We start from the raw sequence: 24,976 nt of genomic DNA, 5'->3' as shown, positions 1-24,976 counted from the left end.
GTGATGAGCAGGCGCAGAAAGGGAAGTGCACCATAGCATGCGCGACGTTAATGTTGTGGCGAGCGGGGCCGGCTCACGGCAGAGAAATCAGCAGGCAATAAAAAGGCGACTGGGCCATGAGCCGCAGTCGCCTTTGTCCCCGCGAAAGAAGCGCTTACTGCACTTCTACCGCCAGGCTTTCACTGATCTTTTTCTGCCAGATGGCAGGACCGGTGATGTGCACGGATTCGCCCTTGCTGTCCACCGCAACGGTGACCGGCATGTCTTTCACGTCGAACTCGTAGATCGCTTCCATGCCCAGTTCGGCGAAGGCGACAACGCGCGACTTCTTGATGGCTTGCGCCACCAGGTAAGCAGCACCGCCAACGGCCATCAGGTACACGGCTTTGTGGTCCTTGATCGCTTCGATGGCGGTCGGGCCGCGCTCGGATTTGCCGATCATGCCCAGCAGGCCGGTTTGCTCGAGGATTTGACGCGTGAACTTGTCCATCCGCGTCGCGGTGGTCGGGCCAGCCGGGCCAACCACTTCTTCGCGCACCGGATCAACCGGGCCAACGTAGTAGATGAAGCGACCCTTGAGGTCCACTGGCAGGGTTTCGCCCTTGTTCAGCATCTCGACCATGCGCTTGTGCGCCGCATCGCGACCGGTGAGCATCTTACCGTTGAGCAACACGGTCTCGCCCGGCTTCCAGCTCTGCACTTCTTCTGGGGTCAGGGTGTCGAGGTTGACGCGACGGGCCGATGGGCCGGCTTCCCAGACGATTTCCGGGTAGGCGTCCAGCGGTGGCGCTTCCAGCGCCGCCGGGCCCGAACCGTCGAGCACAAAGTGTGCGTGACGGGTGGCGGCGCAGTTGGGGATCATGCACACCGGCAGCGAGGCGGCGTGGGTCGGGTAGTCCATGATCTTGACGTCGAGCACCGTGGTCAGGCCACCCAGGCCCTGGGCGCCGATGCCCAGTTGGTTGACCTTCTCGAACAGCTCCAGGCGCATCTCTTCGATACGGTTCTGCGGGCCGCGCTTTTTCAGCTCGTGGATGTCGATGGATTCCATCAACACTTCCTTGGCCATCACGGCGGCTTTTTCGGCGGTACCGCCGATGCCAATGCCGAGCATGCCCGGTGGGCACCAGCCGGCACCCATGGTCGGAACGGTCTTCAAGACCCAGTCGACGATCGAGTCGGACGGGTTGAGCATGGCCATTTTCGACTTGTTCTCGGAACCGCCACCCTTGGCCGCTACGTCCACTTCCACGGTGTTACCCGGGACGATGGAGTAGTGGATGACCGCCGGGGTGTTGTCCTTGGTGTTCTTACGCGCGCCTGCCGGGTCGGCCAGGATGGATGCACGCAGGACGTTTTCCGGCAGGTTGTAGGCGCGACGCACGCCCTCGTTGATCATGTCGTCCAGGCCCATGGTGGCGCCATCCCAACGTACGTCCATGCCCACGCGCACGAACACGGTAACGATACCGGTGTCCTGGCAGATCGGGCGATGGCCGGTGGCGCACATGCGCGAGTTGATCAGGATCTGGGCGATGGAGTCACGGGCCGCTGGCGATTCTTCGCGCAGGTAGGCTTCGTGCATGGCCTGGATGAAATCAACCGGATGGTAGTAGGAAATGAATTGCAGGGCGTCAGCAACGCTCTGAATCAGGTCGTCTTGCTTGATCACGGTCATGAGTCGCGCTCCTCTATAAGGGAACATTCAATAAGGTGGCTTCAGTGGGGTGCATCGGTCGGCTGAAACCACCTTTCCAAGGCACGCCACTGGTGCAGGCGCGACGCTAAAAAGGCGCGGCAGTATAACCCGACACGGTGGCCGATACACCCGACTATGGTCAAACTGTCGCAGGCATGATTCCCTGTGCGCGCCTCTTATGATGGAGTCCTTATATGCCTGAACTGTACGTCGGCGAACGCCATTGGTCGGTATCCACCGGCAGCAACCTGCTGGATGCCCTGAACCAGGCAGGTGTGGCTGTGCCTTACAGTTGCCGCGCTGGGAGTTGCCATGCCTGCCTGGTGCGTTGCCAAGGTGATGTCGAGGACAAGCAGCCCGAGGCCTTGAGCCCGGCGCGACGCCAGGATGGCTGGCGGTTGGCCTGTCAGTGCCAGGTCAGCGGGGATGTGCGGGTCGAGGCGTTTGACCCGACGCGTGAGGGTTTGCCGGCGCAGGTAGTGGGTGCTGATTGGCTGAATCCGAGCGTGCTGCGCCTGCGCCTGCAGTCGGAGCGTGGCCTGCGTTACCGGGCCGGGCAGCATCTGGTGTTGTGGGTGGGGCAGGTGGCACGTCCGTATTCCCTGGCGAGCCTGCCACAGGAAGATCCCTTTCTGGAGTTTCACCTTGACTGCCGCCACCCCGGCGAATTCAGCGATCTTGCCCGGCAGTTGCAGGTTGGCGATCACCTGCGCCTGGGCGAACTGCGTGGCGGTGCGCTGCAATACGACCCCGACTGGCAATCCCGACCGCTGTGGCTGCTGGCCTCCGGCACAGGGTTAGGGCCGTTGTGGGGCGTGTTGCGCGAGGCGCTGCGCCAGGATCACCAGGGCGCTATTCGCGTGATTCACCTGGCCCATGATGCTCAAGGCCATTATCTCGCCGAACCCTTGGCGGCGTTGGCTGCGCAGCATCCCAACCTCACGGTGGAGCTGTGGACGGCGGCCGGGTCGGCACAGGCATTGGCGCAACTGCGGCTTGTTTCGCGGCAAACGCTGGCTCTACTCTGCGGTCACCCCGTCAGCGTCGAGGCCTTTTCCAAGCGCCTGTTCCTGGCGGGACTGCCGCGTAATCAACTGCTGGCCGATGTGTTCCTGCCCCGTGGTTGAGCGTTGAACTCCACCGCCGCGAGATCTGCCATGACTGACGCCCTCCTGCAGCACCGCGAACGCGGGCTGATGATCCTGCAGCTCAATCGTCCCGAGAAGAAAAATGCGCTGACTCGGGCCATGTATACCCAATTGGCCGAGGCGCTCGAGCAGGCCGATGCGGATGTGGATATCCGCTGCGTGCTTATCCAGGGCAGCAGTGAGTGTTTCACTGCGGGCAACGACATCGGCGACTTTCTCGAACAGCCGCCCAGCGACCTCGACAGCCCACCGTTTCATTTCATGAAGAGCCTGCTCAACTGCCGCAAGCCGGTGCTCGCCGCGGTAGCAGGTGCAGCGGTGGGTATCGGTACAACCCTGCTGCTGCATTGCGACCTTGTGTATGTCAGCCGTGATGCACGATTGCGCATGCCGTTCGTCAACCTGGGGCTGTGTCCGGAGTTTGGTTCGAGCCTGATCCTGCCGAGGTTGTTGGGTCACGCCAAGGCGGCTGAGTTATTGCTGCTGGGCGAGGGCTTCAGCGGCGAACAGGCGGCGGCGTGGGGGATTGCCACCGAGGCGTTGGGTAGCGGCGAGGCGGCGTTGGCCAGGGCGCGGGAAATGGCCGAGCGCTTTGAGACATTGGCGCCGGGAGCGGTGCAGGTGACCAAGCAACTCATGAAGAGTGTGGATCGCGAGCAATTGCGGCAGGTGATTGAGGAGGAGGGCGCGTTGTTTACCCAGCGGTTGAGGTCGCCGGAGGCGATTGCTGCGTTGTCGGTTTTCATTTCTCGGCGCTGATGTTGTATTGCTAGGCCATTGAAGCCAATACAAAAACCAATCTGAAAAACAAAAGCCCCGCCATTCACATGGCGGGGCTTTTGTTTTTCAGCGCGTCACTCAGACCATTGGGTCGCCAACGTGCAGAATCTTCATGCCGTTGGTGCCACCGATGGTGTGGTAGCTGTCGCCCTTGGTCAGGATGACCCAGTCGCCTTTCTCCACGACGCCGCGCTTGATCAGCTCGTCGATGGCCGCCTGGCTGACTTCATGCGGTGGCAACGAAGCCGGGTCGAACGGGACGGTGTACACGCCACGGAACATGGCCGCGCGGGCCTGGGTTTCGCGGTGCGGGGAGAACGCATAGATCGGTACCGAGGAACGGATGCGCGACATGATCAGCGGCGTATAGCCACTTTCGGTCAAGGCGATGATCGCCTTCACTCCCGGGAAGTGGTTGGCGGTGTACATGGCCGCCAGGGCGATACTCTGGTCGCAGCTTTCGAACTCTTTGCCAATGCGGTGGCTGGAGGTCTTGCTGGTCGGGTGCTTTTCGGCGCCCAGGCAGATACGCGCCATGGCTTGCACCGCTTCCAGCGGATACGGGCCAGCGGCACTTTCAGCTGAGAGCATCACCGCATCGGTGTAGTCGAGCACGGCGTTGGCTACGTCGGACACTTCGGCGCGGGTCGGCATCGGGTTCTGGATCATCGACTCCATCATCTGGGTCGCTACGATCACCGCTTTGTTGTGGCGGCGCGCGTGCAGGATGATCTTCTTCTGGATACCGATCAGCTCAGCGTCACCGATTTCCACGCCCAGGTCGCCACGCGCAACCATCACCGCGTCGGAAGCCTTGATCAGGCCGTCGAGGGTTTCGTCGTTGGCCACGGCTTCGGCGCGTTCGATCTTCGCCACCAGCCAGGCAGTACCGCCGGCTTCGTCGCGCAGTTTACGGGCGTATTCCATGTCGGCGGCGTCGCGCGGGAAGGACACCGCGAGGTAGTCCACTTCCATTTCGGCGGCGAGCTTGATGTCGGCCTTGTCTTTTTCCGTCAGGGCCGGCGCCGTCAGGCCACCACCGCGACGGTTGATGCCTTTGTGGTCAGACAGCGGACCACCGATCAACACGACGCAATGCAGCTCAGTCGGGGTCGCGGTTTCGACGCGCATCACCACACGACCGTCGTCCAGCAGCAGTTCGTCACCGACGCCGCAGTCCTTGACCAGGTCCGGGTAGTCGATACCCACGACTTGCTGGTTGCCTTCGGTCAGCGGATGGCTGGTGGAGAATGTGAAGTTGTCACCGATCTTCAGCTCGATCCGCTTGTTGGCGAATTTGGCGATACGGATTTTCGGGCCTTGCAGGTCACCCAGCAGTGCCACGAAGCGGCCGTGCTTGGCGGCCAGGTCACGCACCAGCTTGGCGCGAGCCTTGTGCTCGTCTGGGGTGCCGTGGGAAAAGTTCAGACGGGCAACGTCCAAGCCAGCCAGAATCAGCTGTTCGAGGACTTCCGGCGAGTTGCTGGCCGGGCCAAGGGTGGCGACGATTTTGGTGCGACGGACGGACATGCACAGACTCCTGAGTTCAAGCGCTGAGGAAGGCTACTATGCTCTTTCGTTGTAGTCATTGTTCGTTTGCACTACTTATCGACGATTGACTTGTTTTCGTTGCGGCTGAATACGAACATCCTTGAAGATTTTCGACGATGGGTCGATACACTGCACAAGACAGGAGAACCCTCATGCGAATTTTGCTCATTGCTGCCCTGGCCGTCAGTGTTGTCGGCTGCACCCGTTGGTCGATGGACCACCATTTGAACAATGCCTACCGCGCCTACAAGGTCGGTGATTGTGAGCGTGTCACCCTGGAATTGTCCCAGGTCGACCGTGAAAGTCGTACCCGGCGTTATGTACAGCCGGAGGTCTCGATGTTGCGCGGCCAATGCCTGGAACGGCAAAAGCTGTTTGTCGACGCGGCACAGACTTATCAATTCATCATTAATCAGTACCCGTCGAGTGAGTACGCCTACCGTGCTCGCGCGAGGCTCGACACCTTGCAACAACTTGGGCATTACCCCGGAGCCCGCGTCGCTCAGCCGCGTCCAGCCTCCCTTTGATGATATTCGTCATTTCATAACTGGCCTGCTGCAAGTCTTGAGCTATTCTTTGAATGTTCGTTTGTACAAGTTTCCATTCGAACGAATCAAGGGCCCGGACTCGGCGGCCGTCCATCGGCAACTATTGCCTGTTGTCGCACCGAGATCCAGGGAGAGCGAGCGGTTTTCTCGTACCGAATCACTGGCACGGCCGCAGTTATGGCCATTGGATGGCGATCTCACCATGTTTACCGACCGACGGATTGAGCGGCATCAGCTACCTTACTTTCTGCAAGTGTTTAACCGTCTCACCGATAAGCCCATCGGCTTCTTGGGCAATGTCTCGGAAGATGGGCTGATGTTAATCAGCCAATTGCCCATGATGGTCGACGTGGACTTCGAGCTGCGCTTGAAGATTCCCAGTGCTGACGGCACCTTCCATCCAATCGATCTGACGGCAACCTGCCTGTGGAGCCACGAGGATATCAACCCGCAGCAGTACGATTCAGGTTTCAGCGTGCGCCACGCTCCCGAGGAATATGGGCAGCTGATCAACGTGTTGCTGCACTACTTCAGTTTTGATCCCTTGCAGGCTTCGGCCTAGACACAGTGCATTTTCTAGCCGGTTTTTTTGGGGGGGGCTGCCGTGTGCGCGTGCTCTTTTCAGAGCGCACCCGCTTTCTTCCAGCCCAGGTAACGTGTCACCAGGGCCGGCCCCAGTTCACATGGCAAGGTGTCCAATAAGGATAGGCCTTGGGCGGCGAGGCGGTCATGCAATTCGTCGCGGGTATTCAGGTAGTCGATGGTGCCGCTGTAGGCCAAGGCTTCAGGCAAGGTTTGCACGGGCGCCTGGCGCAGTTGATCGAGTACTTCCTCGCGCAAACTGGCGACCAGCACCCTGTGCTGACGGCTGATACGCTTGACTGCAGTCAGCAGTGCCTCATCGTCCTCATCGCGCAGGTTGGTCACCACGATCACCAACGCGCGCCGCTTTTGTCGAGTCAGCAAATCACTTGCCGCGGTCTGGTAATCGGCAGTCCGTCGGGTGGTCTCGAGGTCGTACACGGCGTTGAGCAACAGGTTCAGCTGGCCGCTGCCCTTGACCGGTGCCAGGTAGCGTGGTGGGTCACCGGCAAAGGTGCACAGGCCCACCGCATCACCCTGGCGCAAGGCAACGTAGCTGAGCAACAGACAGGCATTGAGGGCGTGGTCAAAATGCGACAGCTCGCCATCCTGGCTACGCATGCGTCGTCCACAATCAAGCATGAACACGATCTGTTGGTCGCGCTCATCCTGGTATTCACGGGCGATGGGCGTGCGCTGTCGGGCGGTGGCCTTCCAATCGATCTGCCTTAGGCTGTCACCGTCGCGAAACTCGCGCAGTTGATGAAACGCCTGCCCCAATCCACGTCGTTGACGTTGACGCACACCCAGTTGGCTCAGCCAGTTGTCCACCCCCAGCAATTGCGCGCCGTACAGTCGGGCGAAATCCGGGTAGACACGTGTGGCATCGCTCACTTCGATAAGTCGCCGCGCCGACCACAGGCCCATGGGGCTGGGCAGGTGAATTTCACAGCAACTGAAACTGAAATGCCCGCGCCGCAAAGGGCGAAGGCGGTAACCCAGCTCACTGCTTTCACCCGGGCGCAGCGCTATGGACTGGGGCAGGTTCTCGACACTCAATCCATCGGGGACATGATCGAATACCTGCACCGTCAGCGGCTGTGGGAAGTCATGCTCCAAGGCCAGCCGTACTTCGCCCCACCGTCCCAGCGCCAGGCTGCCGGGCATCTGTCGTTGCACACGGGGGGATGGACGCCGACGCAGACGTATCGCATCCAGCGTAGCCAGCAGCAACAGTGCGAGGAGCAACCCCCATGCGATTGAGTGCAAGGTGTCGGGCACCTTGAGCTGCAATGCTGTTGCGGTGCCCAGCAATATGCCCAAGCCCAGCAATACGCCGAGCCAGTTCAGCAGCAGACGGGTCGGTTTCATGGGCGAGTCATTGCCGAGGCGCCGGAATCTGATCGAGCATTTGCTTGAGCACCTGGTCGACCTCCAGCCCATCAATGTCCAATTCTGGCGCTATACGCACCCGATGGCGCAGTACGGCCAAGGCGCATCCCTTGATGTCGTCCGGGGTGACGAATTCACCACCGCGCAACAGGGCGCGAGCACGCGCACAACGCACCAGGGCGATGGAGGCCCGCGGCCCGGCGCCGATGGTCAGCCCCGGCCAACTACGAGTGGTGCGCGCCAGGCGCACTGCATAGTCGAGCACCTGTTCATCCAGGGCCAATTCACTGGCAAATCGCTGCAGTTGCAGCACGTCCTCGGCCTGCAACACGGTGCGCAATGGGTGTATATCCAGCATGTCGGCCCGGGACGAGCGCGTTACTTCGCGCACCATATCCAGCTCCTGCTGCGCGTCGGGATAATCCATGCGCACCTTGAGCATAAAACGATCCAGTTCCGCTTCCGGTAGGGGGTAGGTGCCTTCCTGTTCGATGGGGTTCTGGGTCGCCAGTACCATGAACGGTTGGCCGATAGGCAGCGCCTCGCCTTCAAGGGTGACTTGCCGTTCCTGCATGGCCTCAAGCAACGCCGCCTGGGTCTTGGCCGGGGCGCGGTTGATTTCGTCGGCCAGCAACAAGTGGGTGAACACCGGGCCTTTGCGCAATTTGAATTGCTCGGTGTGCAGGTCATACACGGCGTGGCCGGTGACATCGCTTGGCATCAGGTCCGGGGTGAACTGGATACGCGCGAAATCGCCATCAAAGCAACGTGCGAGGGCGCGTACCAGCAGGGTTTTGCCCAGCCCAGGCACCCCTTCGAGCAGCACGTGGCCACCGGCGATCAGTGCGGTCAGGACATCGTCGATCACCTGGTCCTGGCCAATCACCGCCTTGCGCAATTCAGTGCGCAGAGCCTGGGCTTGCCCGCTGGCACGTTGCAAGGTTTCGCTGGTCAGGGCAGTGGCGCTTGGAATTTCGCTCATAGGGCATTCCTGAGGGTTTGCAGGCACGCCACCTGCCGGCTGAAATCGGCGCTGGAAAGCCGTTTTGCCGGAAGTGAGCCAAGGGCCTGGCTGATGACGTGAAAGGGTTGGTGCGTCAGGTGTTCAAGTACCCGCCACTGTTCTGCATTGTCGAGGTGTTCAAAACCGGTGTGACGACGCCTGGCGGCACGCAAGACATCGCGCTGCAGAGCACGCAGCAGCGTGCCCTGGCCGCTGCGGCGCAGCAGGAAGTCGGCGCTGGCTTTCAGGTGTTCCTGCCACTGGCGGCGTGCATTGGGTGGGGCAGGCTGGATCGGGCCCTGACGCATTCCGGCCCGCCACAGTGCCAGGGCGACCAAAGCAATGAATGCGACCAGAGCCTGGGGGAAGTACCGCAACAGCAGGGTAAACAAGTCGTCGAAGTCGCTGTTGAACAGCAGGGTCACGGCTGTGCCCTGGGTCAGATACCACAGCAGCCAGGCATTGTCGTGCCTACCAATACTCGGGGTTTTCCACAGGTCACTGTCGGTGATCACCGTGACGCGGCCTCTGCCAAGGTCGAGTTGCATCAGGTGGCTCGACGTTGCGCTGTTGGCAGAAAACTGGGCCAGGTGCTTGGGGTCGGTAAGGTTGAAGTCCGTGTCGAAACTGACATAAGCCGGTGCGGTTTCATTGTCGACGTAGAGTTTGGTCAGGTCCGGGGCTTTCTTTTTGAGAGGCGTCTTCTCTGTAGGTGCAAGCTCTTCAGGTTCATCACTCAAGGTCTGGTGGATATCCAGGCGATCGAGCAGCAGGTCGCCGCTTTTGCCAGTCTCTTCATCCCATAGCGCCTCGGCCACGAATAACAGATGGCCGCCGGATTTGACCCAAGCCAACAGTTGCTCTACCTGGCGTGGTGACATGTTGCTGCGCTCGCCAAGCAATAACAGGCTGTGGCCCTTGGCTGGCAGCGTCGTCAGCCGTTCCGCGCTGTTGGCATGGTCCACGGACAGGCCTTGTTGGCTTAGAAAGTGTTCCGCCGCCAGGTAGGGGTTTGCCAGGGCTTCTGGAGAAGGGCCGCGATCCACCACTTCGTCGTAGGGGATCGCCTTGCTCCACACGAAGTAACCACCCGCGCCAAGCAGGCACGCCAGCAATAGTCCCACCCATATTAGAGGCCGGTTCATGGGTTGTTCCCAGCGCTGAACAGGGTGCGCCAATCAGTGCAGAGTTTTTGCTGGGCTGAAAGGGGTGGAAGGTGATGGCCGTAGGCAAGGTTTTGCCAATGGCGGGTCAATTCGTCACTGAAGGCCAGCAACTGCGGTTGTTGCAGTTGGTGCACGCGCGCCAGGACCTGGCCTTCCGTGTCAGCGCTTTTAAGCGGCAGATTGAAATCATGCAGCAGTCGGCTTAACAGGCCGCGGTACAGCAGGCCGAGGGCTTCCCTTGGTTGGGTGGCCCATAGGTCCTCGGCGGCGCTGGCAACATCGTCGGGCAAGGTCTCGGTGCCCAGTTCGAGACCGAATAATTGTGTCGGCACGGGGTTCATGACGTTTGGCTTGCGCGGCCCGCGCCGGCTGACAAACGTGCTCAACCATTCGCGATAACGCCATGCCAGCATGATCAAGACGCCGATCAGCAGGCCCCACAACAGCACCTCCAAGCCTTGGGCGATGTGCTTGAAGGTATTGCTGTTGAGGTTGTTCAGCAGCGCCTTCAACCAGCCCGGGAGTTTACCGTCGCTGTGAGCCTTGTTTTTAACAGGGGTCTTGTCTTCGCCAAAGCGATAGCGGGTAACGGTTTCCGGATTTTTGAAGGGAGGCTTATCCAGCAGCGACTTGATGGATTGGCTCGCGTCCTGGGTGTTCAGTGGCTTGGCGGGGCTGGAAGCATCGGCCATGGCGGGTGGGCTGAATGGCAGCAGCGTCAGCCCTATTATCAGTAACAATAGCGGCGCTACGCTGCTCAGGCGCTGACGAAGGCGTCGGAACGCCAGTTCCAGGTCCCAGGCCTCGAGTACGGTGCGGCGGTTAAGGTAAAGGCTGAAACCGCAGGCGACATAGATGGGCTCCCAAAACACCAGGATCAAGGCATAGAACGCGTTACTCAGGTGTTCCAGCCACAAATTGTCCGAGCTTGTCGCCAGTGCCAGACGTTGCCAGTCCCACTCCATCTCGACGTTCTGGGGAATGAACAGATAGAGCAGTGCCATGCAACCAAACCACAGGCCGATTTCCAGGTGCACTCCGATGGTTGTCAACCAACGTGCGGCTCCTGCTTTACGTTGCTGCAGCACGCCCAGTCGTTTTTGGCGTGCCGGACCATCCAGGCCTTCGAGTTGACTCACTGGCATCAAAAAGCTGCGGCTCAGGCTGAGCCGTCGCCAGGTCAGGCTGGCCAGCAGCTGGCCTTTCAGCAGTTTCGGCCACTGGCGCACGGCCTGCTTGATGCTGGGTGTTTCGCCAAATAAGGCCTTGGACAGGATGTAAAGCGGCAAGCGGTCAAAGGCCGGTTTGAGCCACCAGAACACGAATAGTGCAGTAGACGGGTACTGCCACAGCAGTGCAGTGAGTAAGACGAACACTGGCAGGCTCACCAGCGCCCAACTGCCCATCAGTAGCAGGCGATATTCGCGGGCCATCAATACGCCAAGGTCCATGGCTTCCCAGGCAGTACGTGGGCGGATTACCACGCTTGCATCACTCAGGCGCATGGCGAGTCCTTCCGGCAAGGCCCAGGTAAGCCGCCACCAGCAGCCACAGAGCAGCGCCCACCAAGTATTTGACCCAAGGGGTGATGGCGGTGGTGGACGACCAATAGGCTTCGATAAAGGCTGCGATCAGCAGGAACATCATGACGCCGCACAACATCTGCACGCTCTTGCGTGCCGCGCGCCGCAGTGATTCGCCACGGGTCAATTGCCCTGGAGCAATCAGCGCCCAGCCCAGTTGCAAGCCTGCGGCGCCGGCGAGCGCGATCGCTGTCAGCTCGAATGCACCATGGCCGATGACGAATGACCAGAAGGTCTGCCCGTAGCCGATTTCAGTCAGGTGCCCGGAGACTGCACCGATGACCAGGCCGTTGAAAATCAGAAAGAACACGCTGCCCAGCCCGAACAGTAAACCGGCGGCAAACGTCTGGAACGCTATGCCGGTGTTGTGCATCACGTAGTAGCCGAACATCATCCAGTCTTCGCTTGACGCACGCTCGGCGGCGCGGCCCAGGCGGCTGGCGTCGGGGTCATACATGCCCTGCATCTCGGCCACTTGCTGCGGGCTGACGATGCTGTAGACCAGGTCGGGGAACAGGTAGACCAACAGCGCGATACCCACCAGGCTGCCAAAGAACAGCAGGCTGGCGATCAGCACGAAACGCCATTGCTCGCGCACCAACCGAGGAAAATCAGCGAGTACGAACCCGAGCACATTTGCCGCCAATTGGCTGCGATGACGGTAGAGCTGTTGGTGGCCGCGCAGGGCCAGTTGTTGCAACGGGTCTATCAGATAGCTGCTGTAGCCCCGCGCCTGGGCTAAGGCCAGGTGTTGGCACAATCGTCGGTATTGATGGGGGAAGTCGGCCACGTCACTGGCTTTGGCCTTGCCCTGCTCCAACTGTTTCAGGTGTTCGGCAAAGGCTTGCCATTGAGGCTGGTGGCGGCTTTCGAAAAGGCTCTGTTTCATGTCGGCCCCAATAGTCCACGGGCCACACCATTGAGTTGCTCCACGGCGCGGGCCGGGGATACCTGCAAGGGAGCGGCGAGAATAGAGGCCAACTCATGAACGCGTTCGGTGGACAGTTCACCCTGACGTTCCGCGAAGCCAAGGATGGCCCGCTGTTCATTCAAATCCAGGGTGAAGGGCAGGCGCAAGGCCGCCGCTTGCGGGATTTGAGGGCGCACCAACGGCTGTTCCCGGTAGATCACCAGTGTGCCGGCTGCCAAGTCACCTAGGCGCTTGAAGTGAGGGTGTTGCAGGCAACTGATCGCGCCGAGAAAGTAGCCGAATGGCAGCATGTCGACAAACCGCAGCAGGTTACGGATCAGTGATGCGGACCAGCCAACCGGAGTGCCATCATCTTGGACGACACGCAGCCCCATGACCTGTTTGCCGGGTGAGCAGCCCTGGTTCAGTACCTCGAACAACACCATGTACCACCAACTGATCAGGAACAGCAGCAGCGAACCCAGGCCGATGCCGACGTTGCCGAGCAAGGCCAATGGCACCAGCAGAATGCCCAGGACGATCCCGCGCAAACCAAGGTCGAAGGCAAAGGCCAGCACGCGTGGCACCAGGCCGGCCGGGCGCAGGGGCAGGTCGATGCCCTCAGGGGTTTCGATCTGGTAGCGGGTGTCCAATGGGGCTGACGGCATCGCGATCCTTGGCAGTGCGCAGAGGCTGGGAGACACGGATGCTAGCAGTGTCGGCGCTGGAAGCAACCATTCAAGGTTTTGCTGGATGTTTGTACAGTACATTTGGTGCTGGTCGCGGACGCCGTTGAGCGCCTAGACTTTGTCGATCTTCAGTACAGGAATAGCCCGTGACCTCCATTTTCTGGTACGACTATGAAACCACCGGTATCAACCCACGTAGCGATCGTCCACTCCAGGTAGCCGGCATCCGGACGGACTTTGAGCTCAATGAGATTGGCGCGCCGGTCAATCTTTACTGCCAGCCCAGCGACGATATCCTGCCGCATCCCGTCGCCTGCGCGATTACCGGTATCACGCCCGCAATACTCGCGGAAAAAGGCTTGGCCGAGGCCGACTTCATGACGCGAGTGCATGCTGAACTGGCCGCGCCGGGTACGTGCGGCGCCGGCTACAACACCTTGCGATTTGACGATGAAATGACGCGCTACAGCCTGTACCGCAATTTTTTCGACCCTTACGCGCGGGAGTGGCAGGGCGGTAACAGTCGCTGGGATTTAATCGACGTGGTCCGCACGGCCTATGCCTTGCGCCCTGAAGGTATTGAATGGCCGCAACAGGATGGGCGTGTCACGCTCAAGCTGGAGCGCCTGACCGAAGCCAACGGTATCGACCATGGCCAGGCTCATGATGCGTTGTCCGATGTACGCGCCACGATTGCGTTGGCTCGACGGGTTCGTGAGAAACAGCCCAAGCTGTATGAATGGTTGTTTCAACTGCGCAGCAAGCAACGTGTGATGGACCAGGTGCGCCTGCTGCAACCGATGGTGCATATCTCCGGGCGTTTTTCCGCCGAGCGCCATTACCTGGGTGTGGTGCTGCCGCTGGCGTGGCACCCGCGCAACCGTAATGCATTGATCGTCTGCGATCTTGGGCTTGATCCGCAAGGGTTGCTGGACCTAGATGCGGATGCCTTGCGCCAGCGCCTTTACACCCGTCGTGACGATCTTGGCGAGGGTGAGCTGCCGGTACCGCTCAAGTTGGTACATATCAATCGCTGCCCGGTGGTTGCCCCGTTGAATGTGCTGCGGGCTGAAGACCGTGAACGCTTGCACTTGGATATGAACATCTATCAGGAACGAGCGCTGCGGCTAACTGACGCACAGGAACTTTGGCGCGATAAGTTGGCGGCCATTTACGCCGAGGAAGATTTCGTACCGAGTTCAGACCCGGAGCAACAGCTTTATGATGGTTTTATCGGAGATCGTGATCGGCGCTTATGCGAACAAGTCCGGATGGCCGAGCCTGCGCAATTAGCTCGCCAGCAATGGCCTTTTGATGATCAGCGTTTGCCTGAATTATTGTTTCGCTACCGCGCGCGTAACTTCCCCGATACCTTGAACAATGAGGAGCAACAACGCTGGGCACTTTTCTGTCAGCAACGTTTGTCTGACCCGCAGTGGGGCGCGCCGAACACCCTCAGGGCATTTAAGCAGGCTCGGCAAGAGTTTGCCGTTAGTGCAACGCCGTTGCAGGCTGAGGTACTGGAGCAGTGGCAGGAGTATGCGGACTCTCTGGCCGCCAAGGTAAACCTGTAGTCGACTTTGACAAAATAGGCAGGCAATAAAAAACGCCAGCAGGCTGGCGTTTTTAAAGTGTTGCGTATCAGGCGCAGGCCTGGCGAGCCTTAGCCCAGCAGGGTAGCCCAGCCTTCAACCACGTCACCGCCCCACTTGGCTTTCCACTCTTTCAGGGTTTTGTGGTTGCCACCTTTGGTTTCAATCACTTCACCGTTGTGCGGGTTTTTGTATTGCTTGACCTTGCGAGCGCGCTTGGTGCCAGTAGTTTTTACCGCGCCGCGCGGTGCTTTAACTTTCGACTCTGGATCCAGCAGCGCGATGATGTCACGCAGGGATTTGGAGTATTCACCCATCAGGGTGCGCAATTTGCCTTCGAATTCCAGCTCGGTTTGCAGTTTGTCGTCTTGGGACAGATTCTTCAAACGGGCTTGCAGCTCTTTGATAGCTTCTTCGGTGGCACGGTATTCGTTGATCAGAGACATGTGGACTACCTTATGTAGAGCGCTGATTGACAGGGACAGTGGCCCAATAATAGTCAGGCGGTTTGCCCAAGTAAACATTTAAGGTCGTATTTATGTGAATTACTTTGAATGTTTGTAGCCTTGCTATGCATTCGAGTTAATTACTAGGGCGTCAACCTAAAGATAACCTGCTTGACATGCGAGGAACACCCATCGGGTAACGCAGTAGATTCATATAAAGGTGGTAAAGCCATAGGCTATTAAGGGTCATGGTACGGGCCTGCGATCAGAATAAGCTTCAACGAATACTGCAGTTTTCTCGCGCAATCGCTAGAATGGCGGCCTTTGCGAAGTTCTGGAGTTTTCCCCTAATGCGCACTTTTCGGCTGGTGATTGCTTGCCCGGACCGGGTCGGCATCGTTGCCAAAGTCAGTAACTTTCTGGCCTCCCACAATGGTTGGATCACCGAAGCGAGTCATCACTCGGACAATCTCAGCGGTTGGTTCTTCATGCGTCACGAGATTCGTGCCGACTCGCTGCCTTTTGGTCTTGATGCCTTCCGCGAGGCGTTTGCGCCGATCGCCGAAGAGTTTTCGATGACCTGGCACGTCACCGACACCGAGCAGAAAAAACGCGTGGTGTTGATGGCCAGTCGCGAATCCCACTGCCTGGCTGATTTGCTGCACCGCTGGCACAGCGATGAGCTGGACTGCGAGATCGCTTGCGTGATTTCCAACCATGACGACCTGCGCAGCATGGTTGAATGGCATGGCATCCCGTATTGCCACGTGCCGGTCAACCCGCAGGACAAGGAGCCGGCGTTCGCCGAAGTCTCGCGCCTTGTCAAGCAACATGAAGCCGACGTTGTGGTGCTGGCGCGCTACATGCAGATCCTGCCGCCGGAGCTATGCCGCGAATATGCTGGCAAGGTGATCAACATCCACCACAGCTTCCTGCCATCGTTCGTAGGGGCCAAGCCGTACCACCAGGCTTCTCTGCGCGGCGTGAAGTTGATCGGTGCGACCTGCCACTACGTCACCGAAGAACTGGACGCTGGTCCGATCATCGAGCAAGACGTGGTGCGTGTCAGCCACAGCGACAGCATTGAAGACATGGTGCGTTTCGGCCGTGACGTCGAAAAGATGGTCCTGGCCCGTGGCCTGCGTTACCACTTGGAAGACCGCGTGCTGGTGCACGGCAACAAGACGGTCGTGTTCTGACCGACGTGTTGTGATTGAAGAATGAAGGGCCTGGGCGTTAAATCGCTCCAGGCCCTTTTTTTCTTTGTGCGCTGTTGAGGATTGAGTCATGAGTGACCCGCTGGAAAAAGCCACGTCAAAAGCCCCGGCGACCCTGGGGGAAGGGTGCTTGAGCCGATATGACCCGGATGACCTCGACAGTGAGGACGGCACCGAATTTCCCGGTGCCGTCGAGTTGTGGGAGCAGGAGCAGGGTAAGGCCGATCCCGAGGACGCGTAATCGCTCGCCTGGATCAGATGCGGAAACTGCCCACCAATTGCTTCAGTCGTGACGCTTGCCGCTCCAGGTCGCCACAGGCGCGCAGCGTGGATTGCAGGTTTTCCACGCCTTCCTGATTGAGGGTGTTGATCTCGGTAATGTCCATGTTGATCGACTCCACCACCGAGGTTTGTTCTTCAGTGGCAGTGGCGACCGACTGGTTCATGCCATCGATCTCACCGATACGCTGAGTCACGCTGTTCAGGCGTTCGCCAGCCAGGTTGGCGATGTCCACACTGTCGAGGCTGTGACGCTGGCTTTCACTCATGGTGCTGACCGAATCCCGGGCGCCGACCTGCAGTTCCTCGATCATCGTTTGTACTTGTTGCGCCGATTCCTGGGTGCGGTGAGCCAAGTTGCGCACTTCGTCCGCGACCACCGCAAACCCACGCCCGGCTTCCCCTGCGCGGGCCGCTTCGATGGCGGCGTTCAGTGCCAGCAGGTTGGTTTGCTGGGAAATACTGGTGATCACCTCAAGAATCTGGCCGATATTCACTGTCTTGCTATTCAGCGCTTCGATGTTGCTGCTGGAAGCGCTGATCATCGCCGACAGTTGGTTCATCGCCTTGATATTTCGCTCCACCACTTGCTGGCCGTCTTCGGCCAAATGCCGCGCGTCGCTGGCCTGGCTCGACGCTTGAGCGGCATTGCGCGCGATTTCCTGGGCGGCGGCGCCCAGTTCGTTGATGGCGGCCGCCACGCTGTTGGTGCGGTTGGCCTGCTCGTCGGAGTTGACCATCGACGAATTGGACGCGCTGACGACCCGCAGTGCCACCTCATTGACCTGTTCGGTGGCGGAGGACACTTCACGGATCGAGGTATGAATACGCTCCACAAACCGGTTGAATGCGTTACCCAGTGTGCCGAATTCATCATTGTTGTGGATGCTCAGGCGACGGGTCAGATCGCCTTCGCCGTCGGCAATGTCCTGCATGGCGCGCGTCATCACATGCAGTGGTTGCAACAGCACGCGGATCAGCATGCCGAGCAGGGCGATGATGATCACCACGGCAATGATCGTAGCGATGACCGCGGAAGTGCGGAACTCGCTGAGCATGGCGAAGGATTTGTCTTTATCTACCGAAATACCGAGGTACCAGTTCACCGAGGGCAGGCCCTTGATCGGTGTAAAGGTCACGATAGCGTCTTTGCCGTTGGCCTCGACTTCGCTGAAGTCTGCACTGATCTTCGGGGTGTTTTTCGGGTACACGTCGGCCAGGGTCTTCATCACCAGGTTTTTGTCTGGGTGTACCAGTACTTTGCCATCGGCACTGACCAGGAAAGCATAGCCCATGCCGCCGAAGTTCAGCACGCCAATGTTATCCACTAGGGTTTGCAGGCTCAGGTCGCCACCGACCACGCCGATGCTCTGGGTACCCTGGGTGCTGGGGGTGGCAACGGAAATGATCAATTTGCCAGTGGCGGCATCGATGTAGGGTTCGGTCAGGGTTGAACCGTTGCTGCTCTGGGCGCCTTTGTACCAGGGGCGCACACGCGGATCGAAGCCGTCCGGCATCTTGGTGTCGGGACGGATGGTGAAGGCGCCCTTGCTGTCGCCGACGTAGGTTGCCATGAACGAAGAGGTCAGTGCTTTCTGTTCCAGCAGGCTGGCAACGGCAGCAGGCTCGGGGTTAATGGCGATGTTTTGCGCGGCATTTTCCACCAGGGCAATGTGCCCGGTCAGCCAGGTTTGAATGTTGCTGGCGGTGACATCGCCCATTTCATGCAGGTAGTTGTTGAGGTCGTCACGAATCGCGTTGCGTTGCAGGTAATCGTTGTAGAGGGTAAACAGCGCGAAAGCGGCGATGACGATAAGGGAGGCTGCAAGCAGGATTTTATGGCTGAAACGCAGATTTTTATTCATGGCTTGTAGGGTCCGCTATGGTCTTGATATCCGAGGCGCGTCCTCGTGGGATGCGCAAAATGGTAGCGTCAAAAAAGGTGTAATAATCCGATTGATAGCTCTGTGGGTCCCTGTAGGAACTATCTGACCTATTTTTAGACTTTATGGGTCTCACATAGCCCTGTATCGACCTGACGACAGTAAAGATTAACCATGGGTGACGAAATGCCTGATTCTACGCAACTCCTTATCGGTGCTGACCTTACTGGCCAGCCTATCGCCCAGGCCATGCGCCTGGCCAACCGTCACGGGTTGATCGCCGGCGCCACCGGCACGGGCAAGACCGTCACGTTGCAACGTCTGGCCGAAGCCTTCAGTGATGCCGGCGTGGCAGTGTTTGCCGCCGACATCAAGGGTGACCTGTGCCGCCTGGGCGCTGCGGCGGCCCCCCAAGGCAAGGTCGCCGAGCGTATCGCCGGCATGCCTTTCCTGAATTACACGGCCAAGGCTTATCCGGTCACGCTGTGGGACATCCACGGGCAGTCTGGCCATCCGTTGCGCACCACTATCAGCGAAATGGGGCCGTTGTTGCTCGGTAGCCTGCTGGAGCTTACCGACAGCCAACAGTCGGCCCTCTACGCAGCCTTCAAGGTGGCGGATCGCGAAGGCCTGTTGCTTCTGGACCTCAAAGACCTCAAGGCACTGCTTAACCATCTGCGCTATCACCCGGAATTGCTGGGCGAAGACGCAGCGCTGATGACCACTGGTTCCAGCCAGGCATTGTTACGACGTCTGGCGGTGTTGGAACAGCAGGGCGCCGAAGCCTTGTTTGGCGAGCCGGCCTTGCAGTTGGAAGATATCCTGCAGCCCACCAGCGACGGGCGCGGGCGCATCCACCTGCTGGACGCCAGCCGCTTGGTGCACGAAGCGCCGAAGGTATACGCGACGTTCCTGCTGTGGCTGTTGGCGGAATTGTTCGAGCAACTGCCCGAGCGCGGTGACGCCGACAAACCGCTGCTCGCACTGTTTTTTGACGAAGCGCATTTGCTGTTCGCCGACACGCCCAAGGCGTTGCAAGAGCGTTTGGAGCAGGTGGTGCGGCTGATTCGTTCGAAAGGCGTTGGCGTGTATTTTGTCACCCAGTCGCCAGGCGACCTGCCGGACAGCGTATTGGCCCAACTCGGCCTGCGCATCCAGCATGGTCTGCGGGCGTTTACCACTAAAGAACAGAAGTCTTTGCGCGCCGTAGCGGACGGCTTCCGGCCAAACCCGGCCTTTGACGCGTTGTCGGTATTGACCGAACTGGGCACGGGTGAGGCTTTGGTGGGCACCTTGCAGGAAAAGGGCACGCCGGAGGTGGTCCAGCGCGTACTGGTCGCACCGCCACAATCACGGATCGGGCCGCTCAGCGAAACCGAGCGCGCAGCCTTGATCGCCAGTTCGCCCTTGCAGCGCCGGTATGACAAACCGATCGATCGGGAATCCGCTTATGAAGTGCTGATGGCACGCAAGGAGCTTGGGCCGACCGAAGAGGCCGCACCGGCCACCGATGAGCCAAGCTTTACCGACAGGGCCGGGGCGTTTCTCGGCACGACGGCGGGCAAAGCGCTGAAATCAGCGATGCAGCAAGCCGCCAATCAGATGGGCCGGCAACTGGTGCGTGGTTTATTGGGGTCGTTATTGGGCGGGAGCAAGCGCAAATAGCGAATCAGGGTTTGGGTTTGGCGTGGGCAGCCAGCCGCTCAAGCGCCGCGCGCAAGCCGGGGTCGCTGATCCCGTCGGCCGTTGCCTGAATGGTTTCGGCCGCATTTGTCGAGAGGTCCAGGGTATGACCCTCCACGCCGGGTAGGGGGGTGGGCGGTTGTACTTTGAATTGGACGCGCGTCAAACCCGCAAACTCATCAAAGGTCATCAATTGACGCTGCAGGCGTTTTTGCTGATAACGCAAACGCGTTGCCCAGTGACCATCTGTGACAATAAGCAGCAGGTTCCCCTCACGCCACGACGCCACGCGGCAGTGTTCGCGCGCGGCGGGTTGCAGCTGGCTTTCGAGAAGGCGTTGCAGATGGCCCAAGCGTTGCGCATGGCCAAAGATAGCTTTCAACGGCTTGGCTTCGCGCAGCAACACGGCAGGCGCGCGGGCTGTTAGGGGGCGAAATGCCATTATTGGACACCTTAAGTAACAGAGCGGCCATCTTAGCAGAAAGCGCTTGTATGCCCCCAGGCCATGCCTTCGTGGGTTTTGTGCGTGAAATCAATCAGTAACTTCTTCGCTCCATGGGTTGAAGTTCCAGCAAAAGCCCTTATTTTAAACGTGCCCTCTCACGGCGCCATGCCAGCCTCGCGGAACAACGCCACTTTCCTCACCCACGAATCCGGGTAGAATGCGCGTTCGCATGCGGCCGTGAGGGCTGCTCGGGCCACTCACGGTGCGCCCTCCATCCCTATGTGTGGAAGAACCTGCCGATATGTTTGCGCCTTTGTTAAAGAAACTTTTTGGAAGCAAGAATGAGCGTGAAGTCAAACGCATGCTCAAGACGGTGCAGCTGGTCAATGCCTTCGAAGAGCAGATGGTTGCCCTTTCGGACGAGCAATTGCGCGCCAAGACCGAAGAGTTCAAGGCCCGCATAGCCAAAGGTGAAACCCTCGACAAGCTGCTTCCCGAAGCCTTTGCGGTCGCCCGCGAAGCCGGCAAGCGTGTCATGGGCATGCGCCACTTCGACGTCCAGTTGATCGGCGGCATGACCTTGCATGAAGGCATGATTGCCGAAATGCGTACCGGTGAAGGCAAGACCCTCGTGGCCACCCTGGGCGTTTACCTCAACGCACTGTCCGGCAAGGGCGTGCACGTTGTAACGGTGAACGACTACCTGGCTCGCCGGGACGCCAACTGGATGCGCCCGCTCTATGAATTCCTCGGCCTGACCGTCGGCGTTGTGACGCCGTTCCAGCCGCCGGAAGAGAAGCGTGCCGCCTACGCTGCCGACATCACCTACGGCACCAACAACGAATTCGGTTTCGACTACTTGCGCGACAACATGGCGTTCAGCATGGATGAGAAATTCCAGCGCGAACTCAACTTTGCCGTGATCGACGAAGTCGACTCCATCCTCATCGACGAAGCCCGTACCCCGCTGATCATCTCCGGCCAGGCCGAAGACAGCTCGCGCCTGTACACCGAGATCAACAAGTTGATCCCGCGTCTGGAGCAGCACATCGAAGAAGTGGAAGGCGTAGTGACCAAAGAAGGTCATTTCACCATCGATGAGAAGACCCGCCAGGTCGAACTCAACGAAGGCGGTCACCAGTTCGTCGAAGACATGCTCACCCAGATCGGCCTGCTGGCCGAAGGCGAAAGCCTGTACTCGGCGCACAACCTGGGCCTGTTGACCCACGTGTACGCCGGTCTGCGCGCCCATAAGCTGTTCCATCGCAACGTCGAATACATCGTGCAGGACGGCCAAGTCGTTCTGGTTGACGAACACACCGGCCGTACCATGCCGGGGCGTCGTCTGTCCGAGGGCCTGCACCAGGCTATCGAAGCCAAGGAAGTGCTCAACATCCAGGCCGAAAGCCAGACGTTGGCCTCCACCACGTTCCAGAACTACTTCCGTCTGTACAACAAACTCTCCGGCATGACCGGTACGGCCGACACTGAAGCGTTCGAATTCCACCAGATCTACGGTCTGTCGGTGATGGTTATCCCGCCGAACAAGCCGCTGGCGCGTAAGGACTACAACGACCTGGTGTTCCTGACTGCCGACGAGAAATATGCAGCGATCGTCGCTGACATCAAGGAATGCATGACTCACGGCCGTCCAGTGCTGGTGGGTACGGCCACCATCGAAACGTCCGAACACATGTCCAGCCTGCTCAATAAGGAAGGCATCGAGCACAAGGTCCTCAACGCCAAGTTCCACGAAAAAGAAGCCGAGATCATCGCCCAGGCGGGTCGCCCAGGCGCGCTGACTATCGCCACCAACATGGCCGGTCGTGGTACCGACATCCTGTTGGGCGGTAACTGGGAAGTGGAAGTGGCTTCGCTGGAAGACCCGACTCCAGAGCAGATCGCGCAGATCAAGGCGGATTGGCAGAAACGTCACCAGGCCGTTCTGGAATCCGGTGGACTGCAGGTGATCGCTTCCGAGCGTCACGAATCGCGTCGTATCGACAACCAGCTGCGTGGTCGTGCCGGTCGTCAGGGTGACGCCGGTTCCAGCCGCTTCTACCTGTCGCTGGAAGACAGCCTGATGCGCATCTTCGCCTCGGACCGCGTGAAGAATTTCATGAAGGCTTTGGGCATGCAGTCCGGTGAAGCGATTGAGCACCGTATGGTGACCAACGCCATCGAGAAGGCACAGCGCAAGGTTGAAGGGCGTAACTTCGATATTCGTAAGCAACTGCTCGAGTTCGATGACGTCAACAACGAACAGCGTAAAGTGATCTATCACATGCGTAACACGTTGCTGGCCGCCGACAACATTGGCGAGACCATTGCTGACTTCCGTCAGGACGTGCTCAATGCCACCGTCAGCGCTCACATCCCGCCACAATCCCTGCCAGAACAGTGGGATGTTGCCGGCCTGGAAGCGGCATTGAAGAGCGACTTCGGTGTCGACTTGCCGGTTCAACAATGGCTGGACGAAGACGATCACCTGTACGAAGAGACGCTGCGCGAGAAACTGATGGCCGAGCTGCTGGCTGCGTACAACGAGAAAGAAGAGCAGGCGAGTGCCGAAGCACTGCGCACGTTCGAGAAGCAAATCGTACTGCGCGTGCTGGACGACCTGTGGAAAGACCACCTGTCGACCATGGACCACCTGCGTCACGGCATCCACCTGCGTGGCTACGCCCAGAAGAACCCGAAGCAGGAGTACAAGCGCGAGTCGTTCACGTTGTTCTCCGAACTGCTGGATTCGATCAAGCGCGATTCGATCCGCGTGCTGTCCCACGTTCAGGTGCGTCGCGAAGACCCGATCGAGGAAGAGGCCCGCCTGCGCGAGGAGGCCGAGGCACTGGCGGCACGCATGCAGTTCCAGCATGACGAGGCGCCAGGTCTGGAAGCCCCTGAAGTACTGGCCGAAGAGACTGATGTGGCCCTGGCTCAAACCCCGGTTCGCAACGACCAGAAGCTGGGTCGCAACGAGCTGTGCTATTGCGGTTCGGGCAAGAAGTTCAAACACTGCCACGGCCAGATCGAATAAGATTTCTGCCTGACGCTGCAACACCCTGCGCCGCGACCGGCCTCTGCCGTCGCGGCGTTTTGCCATTAATTTCGCCGTCGATCATGACGGTACAGACATCACCCATTTTTAAGGAGCGCATTCATGGCTGTTGGTCTTGGTCCTTTGCCCACATTGCACCCGGTTGCCGGTTTTGAACTGGGTATCGCTTCGGCCGGCATCAAGCGCCCGGGTCGCAAGGATGTGGTGGTGATGCGTTGCGCCGAAGGCTCGACCGTCGCCGGGGTGTTCACCCTCAATGCGTTCTGTGCCGCGCCGGTGATCCTGGCCAAGCAACGCGTGGCTGGCACCATCCGTTACTTACTGACCAACACCGGCAATGCCAACGCCGGGACCGGCGAGCCTGGCCTGGTTGCTGCTGCTCGCACCTGCGCCAAGCTGGCCCAGTTGACCGGCGTCGACGCCAGCCAAGTGCTGCCGTACTCCACTGGCGTAATCGGTGAGCCGCTGCCCGTGGAAAAAATCGAAGGCGCACTGCAAGCCGCACTCGATGACCTGTCTGTGGATAACTGGGCGGCAGCGGCTACCGGCATCATGACCACCGACACCTTGCCAAAAGGCGCGAGCCGCCAGTTCGTGCACGACGGCGTGACCGTCACCGTGACGGGCATCAGCAAGGGCGCAGGCATGATCCGCCCGAACATGGCCACCATGCTCGGTTACATCGCCACCGACGCCAAAGTCTCTCGCGACGTGCTGCACAGCTTGATCCTGGACGGCGCCAACAAGTCGTTCAACCGCATCACCATCGATGGCGATACCTCGACCAACGACTGCTGCATGCTGATCGCCACCGGCCAGGCCAACCTGCCGGAAATCACCGAGGCCAGCGGCCCGTTGTTCGCGGCCTTGAAGCAGGCAGTGTTCGAAGTGTGCATGGACGTGGCCCAGGCCATCGTGCGTGACGGCGAGGGCGCGACCAAGTTTGTGACGGTTGAAGTCAACGGCGGCGGCAACCACCAGGAATGCCTGGATGTCGGTTACACCGTGGCTCACTCGCCACTGATCAAGACCGCATTGTTCGCCTCTGACCCTAACTGGGGCCGTATCCTGGCAGCAGTCGGCCGTGCCGGCGTGCCAGACCTGGACGTGAGCAAGATCGACGTGTTTCTCGGTGATGTGTGCATTGCCAGCCGTGGCGCCCGCGCCGAGACCTACACCGAAGCCCAAGGCTCGGCGGTGATGCAGCAGGAAGAAATCACCATCCGCATCGAGCTCGGTCGCGGCGAGTGCAGCGAAACCATCTGGACCACCGACCTGTCCCACGAGTACGTGAAGATCAACGCGGAATACCGTACCTGATA

The 24,976-nt window shown here is 59.6% G+C and carries 21 protein-coding genes and 1 pseudogene; 10 read left to right on the top strand and 12 right to left on the bottom strand.

Annotation, left to right across the window (positions count from 1 at the left end):
• Nucleotides 1–154: 154 nt before the first annotated feature.
• Nucleotides 155–1,678 carry a fumarate hydratase gene (locus AACY52_RS00870; protein ID WP_339455881.1) on the bottom strand — a complete coding sequence of 508 codons (1,524 nt, stop codon included), beginning with the start codon at nt 1,676–1,678 and terminating at the stop codon, nt 155–157.
• Between the two features lie 215 nt (nt 1,679–1,893).
• Between AACY52_RS00870 and AACY52_RS00865 the strand changes: the two genes are divergently transcribed.
• Both AACY52_RS00865 and AACY52_RS00860 read left to right on the top strand, forming a co-directional pair.
• A complete protein-coding gene (locus AACY52_RS00865; RefSeq protein WP_339417241.1) occupies nt 1,894–2,826 on the top strand; it encodes an iron-sulfur-binding ferredoxin reductase in 933 nt (310 codons plus the stop codon).
• Between the two features lie 30 nt (nt 2,827–2,856).
• On the top strand, nt 2,857–3,606 hold the full coding sequence (locus AACY52_RS00860) for an enoyl-CoA hydratase-related protein (protein WP_339438113.1): 750 nt from the start codon (nt 2,857–2,859) through the stop codon (nt 3,604–3,606).
• 99 nt (nt 3,607–3,705) lie between these two features.
• Here the strand turns inward: AACY52_RS00860 and pyk are convergent, their stop codons facing one another.
• Nucleotides 3,706–5,157: a pyruvate kinase gene (gene pyk, locus AACY52_RS00855; protein ID WP_339417239.1), complete on the bottom strand. Its 1,452-nt coding sequence runs from the start codon at nt 5,155–5,157 to the stop codon at nt 3,706–3,708.
• A gap of 173 nt (nt 5,158–5,330) precedes the next feature.
• On the opposite strand from pyk, the gene AACY52_RS00850 reads away from it, so the two are divergent.
• Complete coding sequence (locus AACY52_RS00850) at nt 5,331–5,705, top strand: tetratricopeptide repeat protein (RefSeq protein WP_339417237.1); 375 nt, start codon at nt 5,331–5,333, stop codon at nt 5,703–5,705.
• Between the two features lie 223 nt (nt 5,706–5,928).
• Nucleotides 5,929–6,288: a PilZ domain-containing protein gene (locus AACY52_RS00845; RefSeq protein WP_339427504.1), complete on the top strand. Its 360-nt coding sequence runs from the start codon at nt 5,929–5,931 to the stop codon at nt 6,286–6,288.
• Between the two features lie 59 nt (nt 6,289–6,347).
• On the opposite strand, the gene AACY52_RS00840 is transcribed toward AACY52_RS00845, so the two are convergent.
• The 6 genes from AACY52_RS00840 to AACY52_RS00815 are packed head-to-tail and all read right to left on the bottom strand — an operon-like array spanning nt 6,348 to nt 13,030.
• On the bottom strand, nt 6,348–7,679 hold the full coding sequence (locus AACY52_RS00840) for a DUF58 domain-containing protein (protein WP_339417235.1): 1,332 nt from the start codon (nt 7,677–7,679) through the stop codon (nt 6,348–6,350).
• A 7-nt stretch (nt 7,680–7,686) separates the two neighbouring features.
• The gene (locus tag AACY52_RS00835) at nt 7,687–8,682 is read right to left on the bottom strand and encodes a MoxR family ATPase (RefSeq protein ID WP_339417233.1); all 996 of its coding nucleotides are present in this window, start codon (nt 8,680–8,682) and stop codon (nt 7,687–7,689) included.
• Nucleotides 8,679–9,848 (bottom strand): DUF4350 domain-containing protein, encoded by a 1,170-nt coding sequence (locus AACY52_RS00830; protein WP_339560165.1) that lies wholly within the window; start codon nt 9,846–9,848, stop codon nt 8,679–8,681. Before AACY52_RS00830 ends, AACY52_RS00835 begins: the two co-directional genes overlap by 4 nt.
• A complete protein-coding gene (locus tag AACY52_RS00825; RefSeq protein WP_339427475.1) occupies nt 9,845–11,374 on the bottom strand; it encodes a DUF4129 domain-containing protein in 1,530 nt (509 codons plus the stop codon). Before AACY52_RS00825 ends, AACY52_RS00830 begins: the two co-directional genes overlap by 4 nt.
• Nucleotides 11,361–12,341, bottom strand: a complete 981-nt coding sequence (locus tag AACY52_RS00820; protein ID WP_339417230.1) for a stage II sporulation protein M — start codon at nt 12,339–12,341, stop codon at nt 11,361–11,363. Before AACY52_RS00820 ends, AACY52_RS00825 begins: the two co-directional genes overlap by 14 nt.
• The gene (locus tag AACY52_RS00815) at nt 12,338–13,030 is read right to left on the bottom strand and encodes an RDD family protein (protein WP_339436026.1); all 693 of its coding nucleotides are present in this window, start codon (nt 13,028–13,030) and stop codon (nt 12,338–12,340) included. Before AACY52_RS00815 ends, AACY52_RS00820 begins: the two co-directional genes overlap by 4 nt.
• Before the next feature lie 167 nt (nt 13,031–13,197).
• Here AACY52_RS00815 and sbcB point away from each other — a divergent pair, with 167 nt between their 5' ends.
• Nucleotides 13,198–14,625, top strand: a complete 1,428-nt coding sequence (sbcB, locus tag AACY52_RS00810; protein ID WP_339417228.1) for an exodeoxyribonuclease I — start codon at nt 13,198–13,200, stop codon at nt 14,623–14,625.
• An 89-nt stretch (nt 14,626–14,714) separates the two neighbouring features.
• On the opposite strand, the gene mvaT is transcribed toward sbcB, so the two are convergent.
• Nucleotides 14,715–15,089: a histone-like nucleoid-structuring protein MvaT gene (gene mvaT, locus AACY52_RS00805; RefSeq protein WP_005790963.1), complete on the bottom strand. Its 375-nt coding sequence runs from the start codon at nt 15,087–15,089 to the stop codon at nt 14,715–14,717.
• Between the two features lie 350 nt (nt 15,090–15,439).
• Between mvaT and purU the strand changes: the two genes are divergently transcribed.
• Entirely contained in the window at nt 15,440–16,288 is an 849-nt protein-coding gene (purU, locus tag AACY52_RS00800; RefSeq protein WP_339417226.1) for a formyltetrahydrofolate deformylase, read from the top strand.
• Nucleotides 16,289–16,376: 88 nt separating this feature from the next.
• Nucleotides 16,377–16,547, top strand: a complete 171-nt coding sequence (locus AACY52_RS00795; RefSeq protein WP_339417225.1) for a hypothetical protein — start codon at nt 16,377–16,379, stop codon at nt 16,545–16,547.
• Between the two features lie 13 nt (nt 16,548–16,560).
• Here the strand turns inward: AACY52_RS00795 and AACY52_RS32100 are convergent, their stop codons facing one another.
• Together AACY52_RS32100 and AACY52_RS32095 are read right to left on the bottom strand one after the other, a co-directional pair.
• Entirely contained in the window at nt 16,561–17,325 is a 765-nt protein-coding gene (locus AACY52_RS32100) for a methyl-accepting chemotaxis protein (protein WP_370467841.1), read from the bottom strand.
• 93 nt (nt 17,326–17,418) lie between these two features.
• A pseudogene (locus AACY52_RS32095) lies at nt 17,419–18,450 on the bottom strand (cache domain-containing protein); the annotation flags it as partial.
• A gap of 204 nt (nt 18,451–18,654) precedes the next feature.
• On the opposite strand from AACY52_RS32095, the gene AACY52_RS00785 reads away from it, so the two are divergent.
• Nucleotides 18,655–20,133, top strand: coding sequence for a helicase HerA-like domain-containing protein (locus tag AACY52_RS00785; RefSeq protein ID WP_339560164.1), 1,479 nt, complete (start codon nt 18,655–18,657; stop codon nt 20,131–20,133).
• Between the two features lie 4 nt (nt 20,134–20,137).
• Here the strand turns inward: AACY52_RS00785 and AACY52_RS00780 are convergent, their stop codons facing one another.
• Nucleotides 20,138–20,593 (bottom strand): DciA family protein, encoded by a 456-nt coding sequence (locus AACY52_RS00780; RefSeq protein WP_339417222.1) that lies wholly within the window; start codon nt 20,591–20,593, stop codon nt 20,138–20,140.
• Nucleotides 20,594–20,897: 304 nt separating this feature from the next.
• Here AACY52_RS00780 and secA point away from each other — a divergent pair, with 304 nt between their 5' ends.
• A complete protein-coding gene (gene secA / locus AACY52_RS00775; RefSeq protein ID WP_339436027.1) occupies nt 20,898–23,633 on the top strand; it encodes a preprotein translocase subunit SecA in 2,736 nt (911 codons plus the stop codon).
• A gap of 123 nt (nt 23,634–23,756) precedes the next feature.
• Nucleotides 23,757–24,974, top strand: coding sequence for a bifunctional glutamate N-acetyltransferase/amino-acid acetyltransferase ArgJ (gene argJ, locus AACY52_RS00770; protein WP_065889944.1), 1,218 nt, complete (start codon nt 23,757–23,759; stop codon nt 24,972–24,974).
• Nucleotides 24,975–24,976: the final 2 nt, after the last annotated feature.

Origin of the sequence: Pseudomonas sp. EA_65y_Pfl1_P113 (assembly GCF_963970525.1) — a bacterium.
In the GTDB taxonomy this organism is placed as follows: Bacteria; Pseudomonadota; Gammaproteobacteria; order Pseudomonadales; family Pseudomonadaceae; genus Aquipseudomonas; species Aquipseudomonas tritici.
The sequence above is the reverse complement of the archived record's forward strand: the minus strand, read 5'-3'. Positions and strand labels throughout refer to the sequence as shown.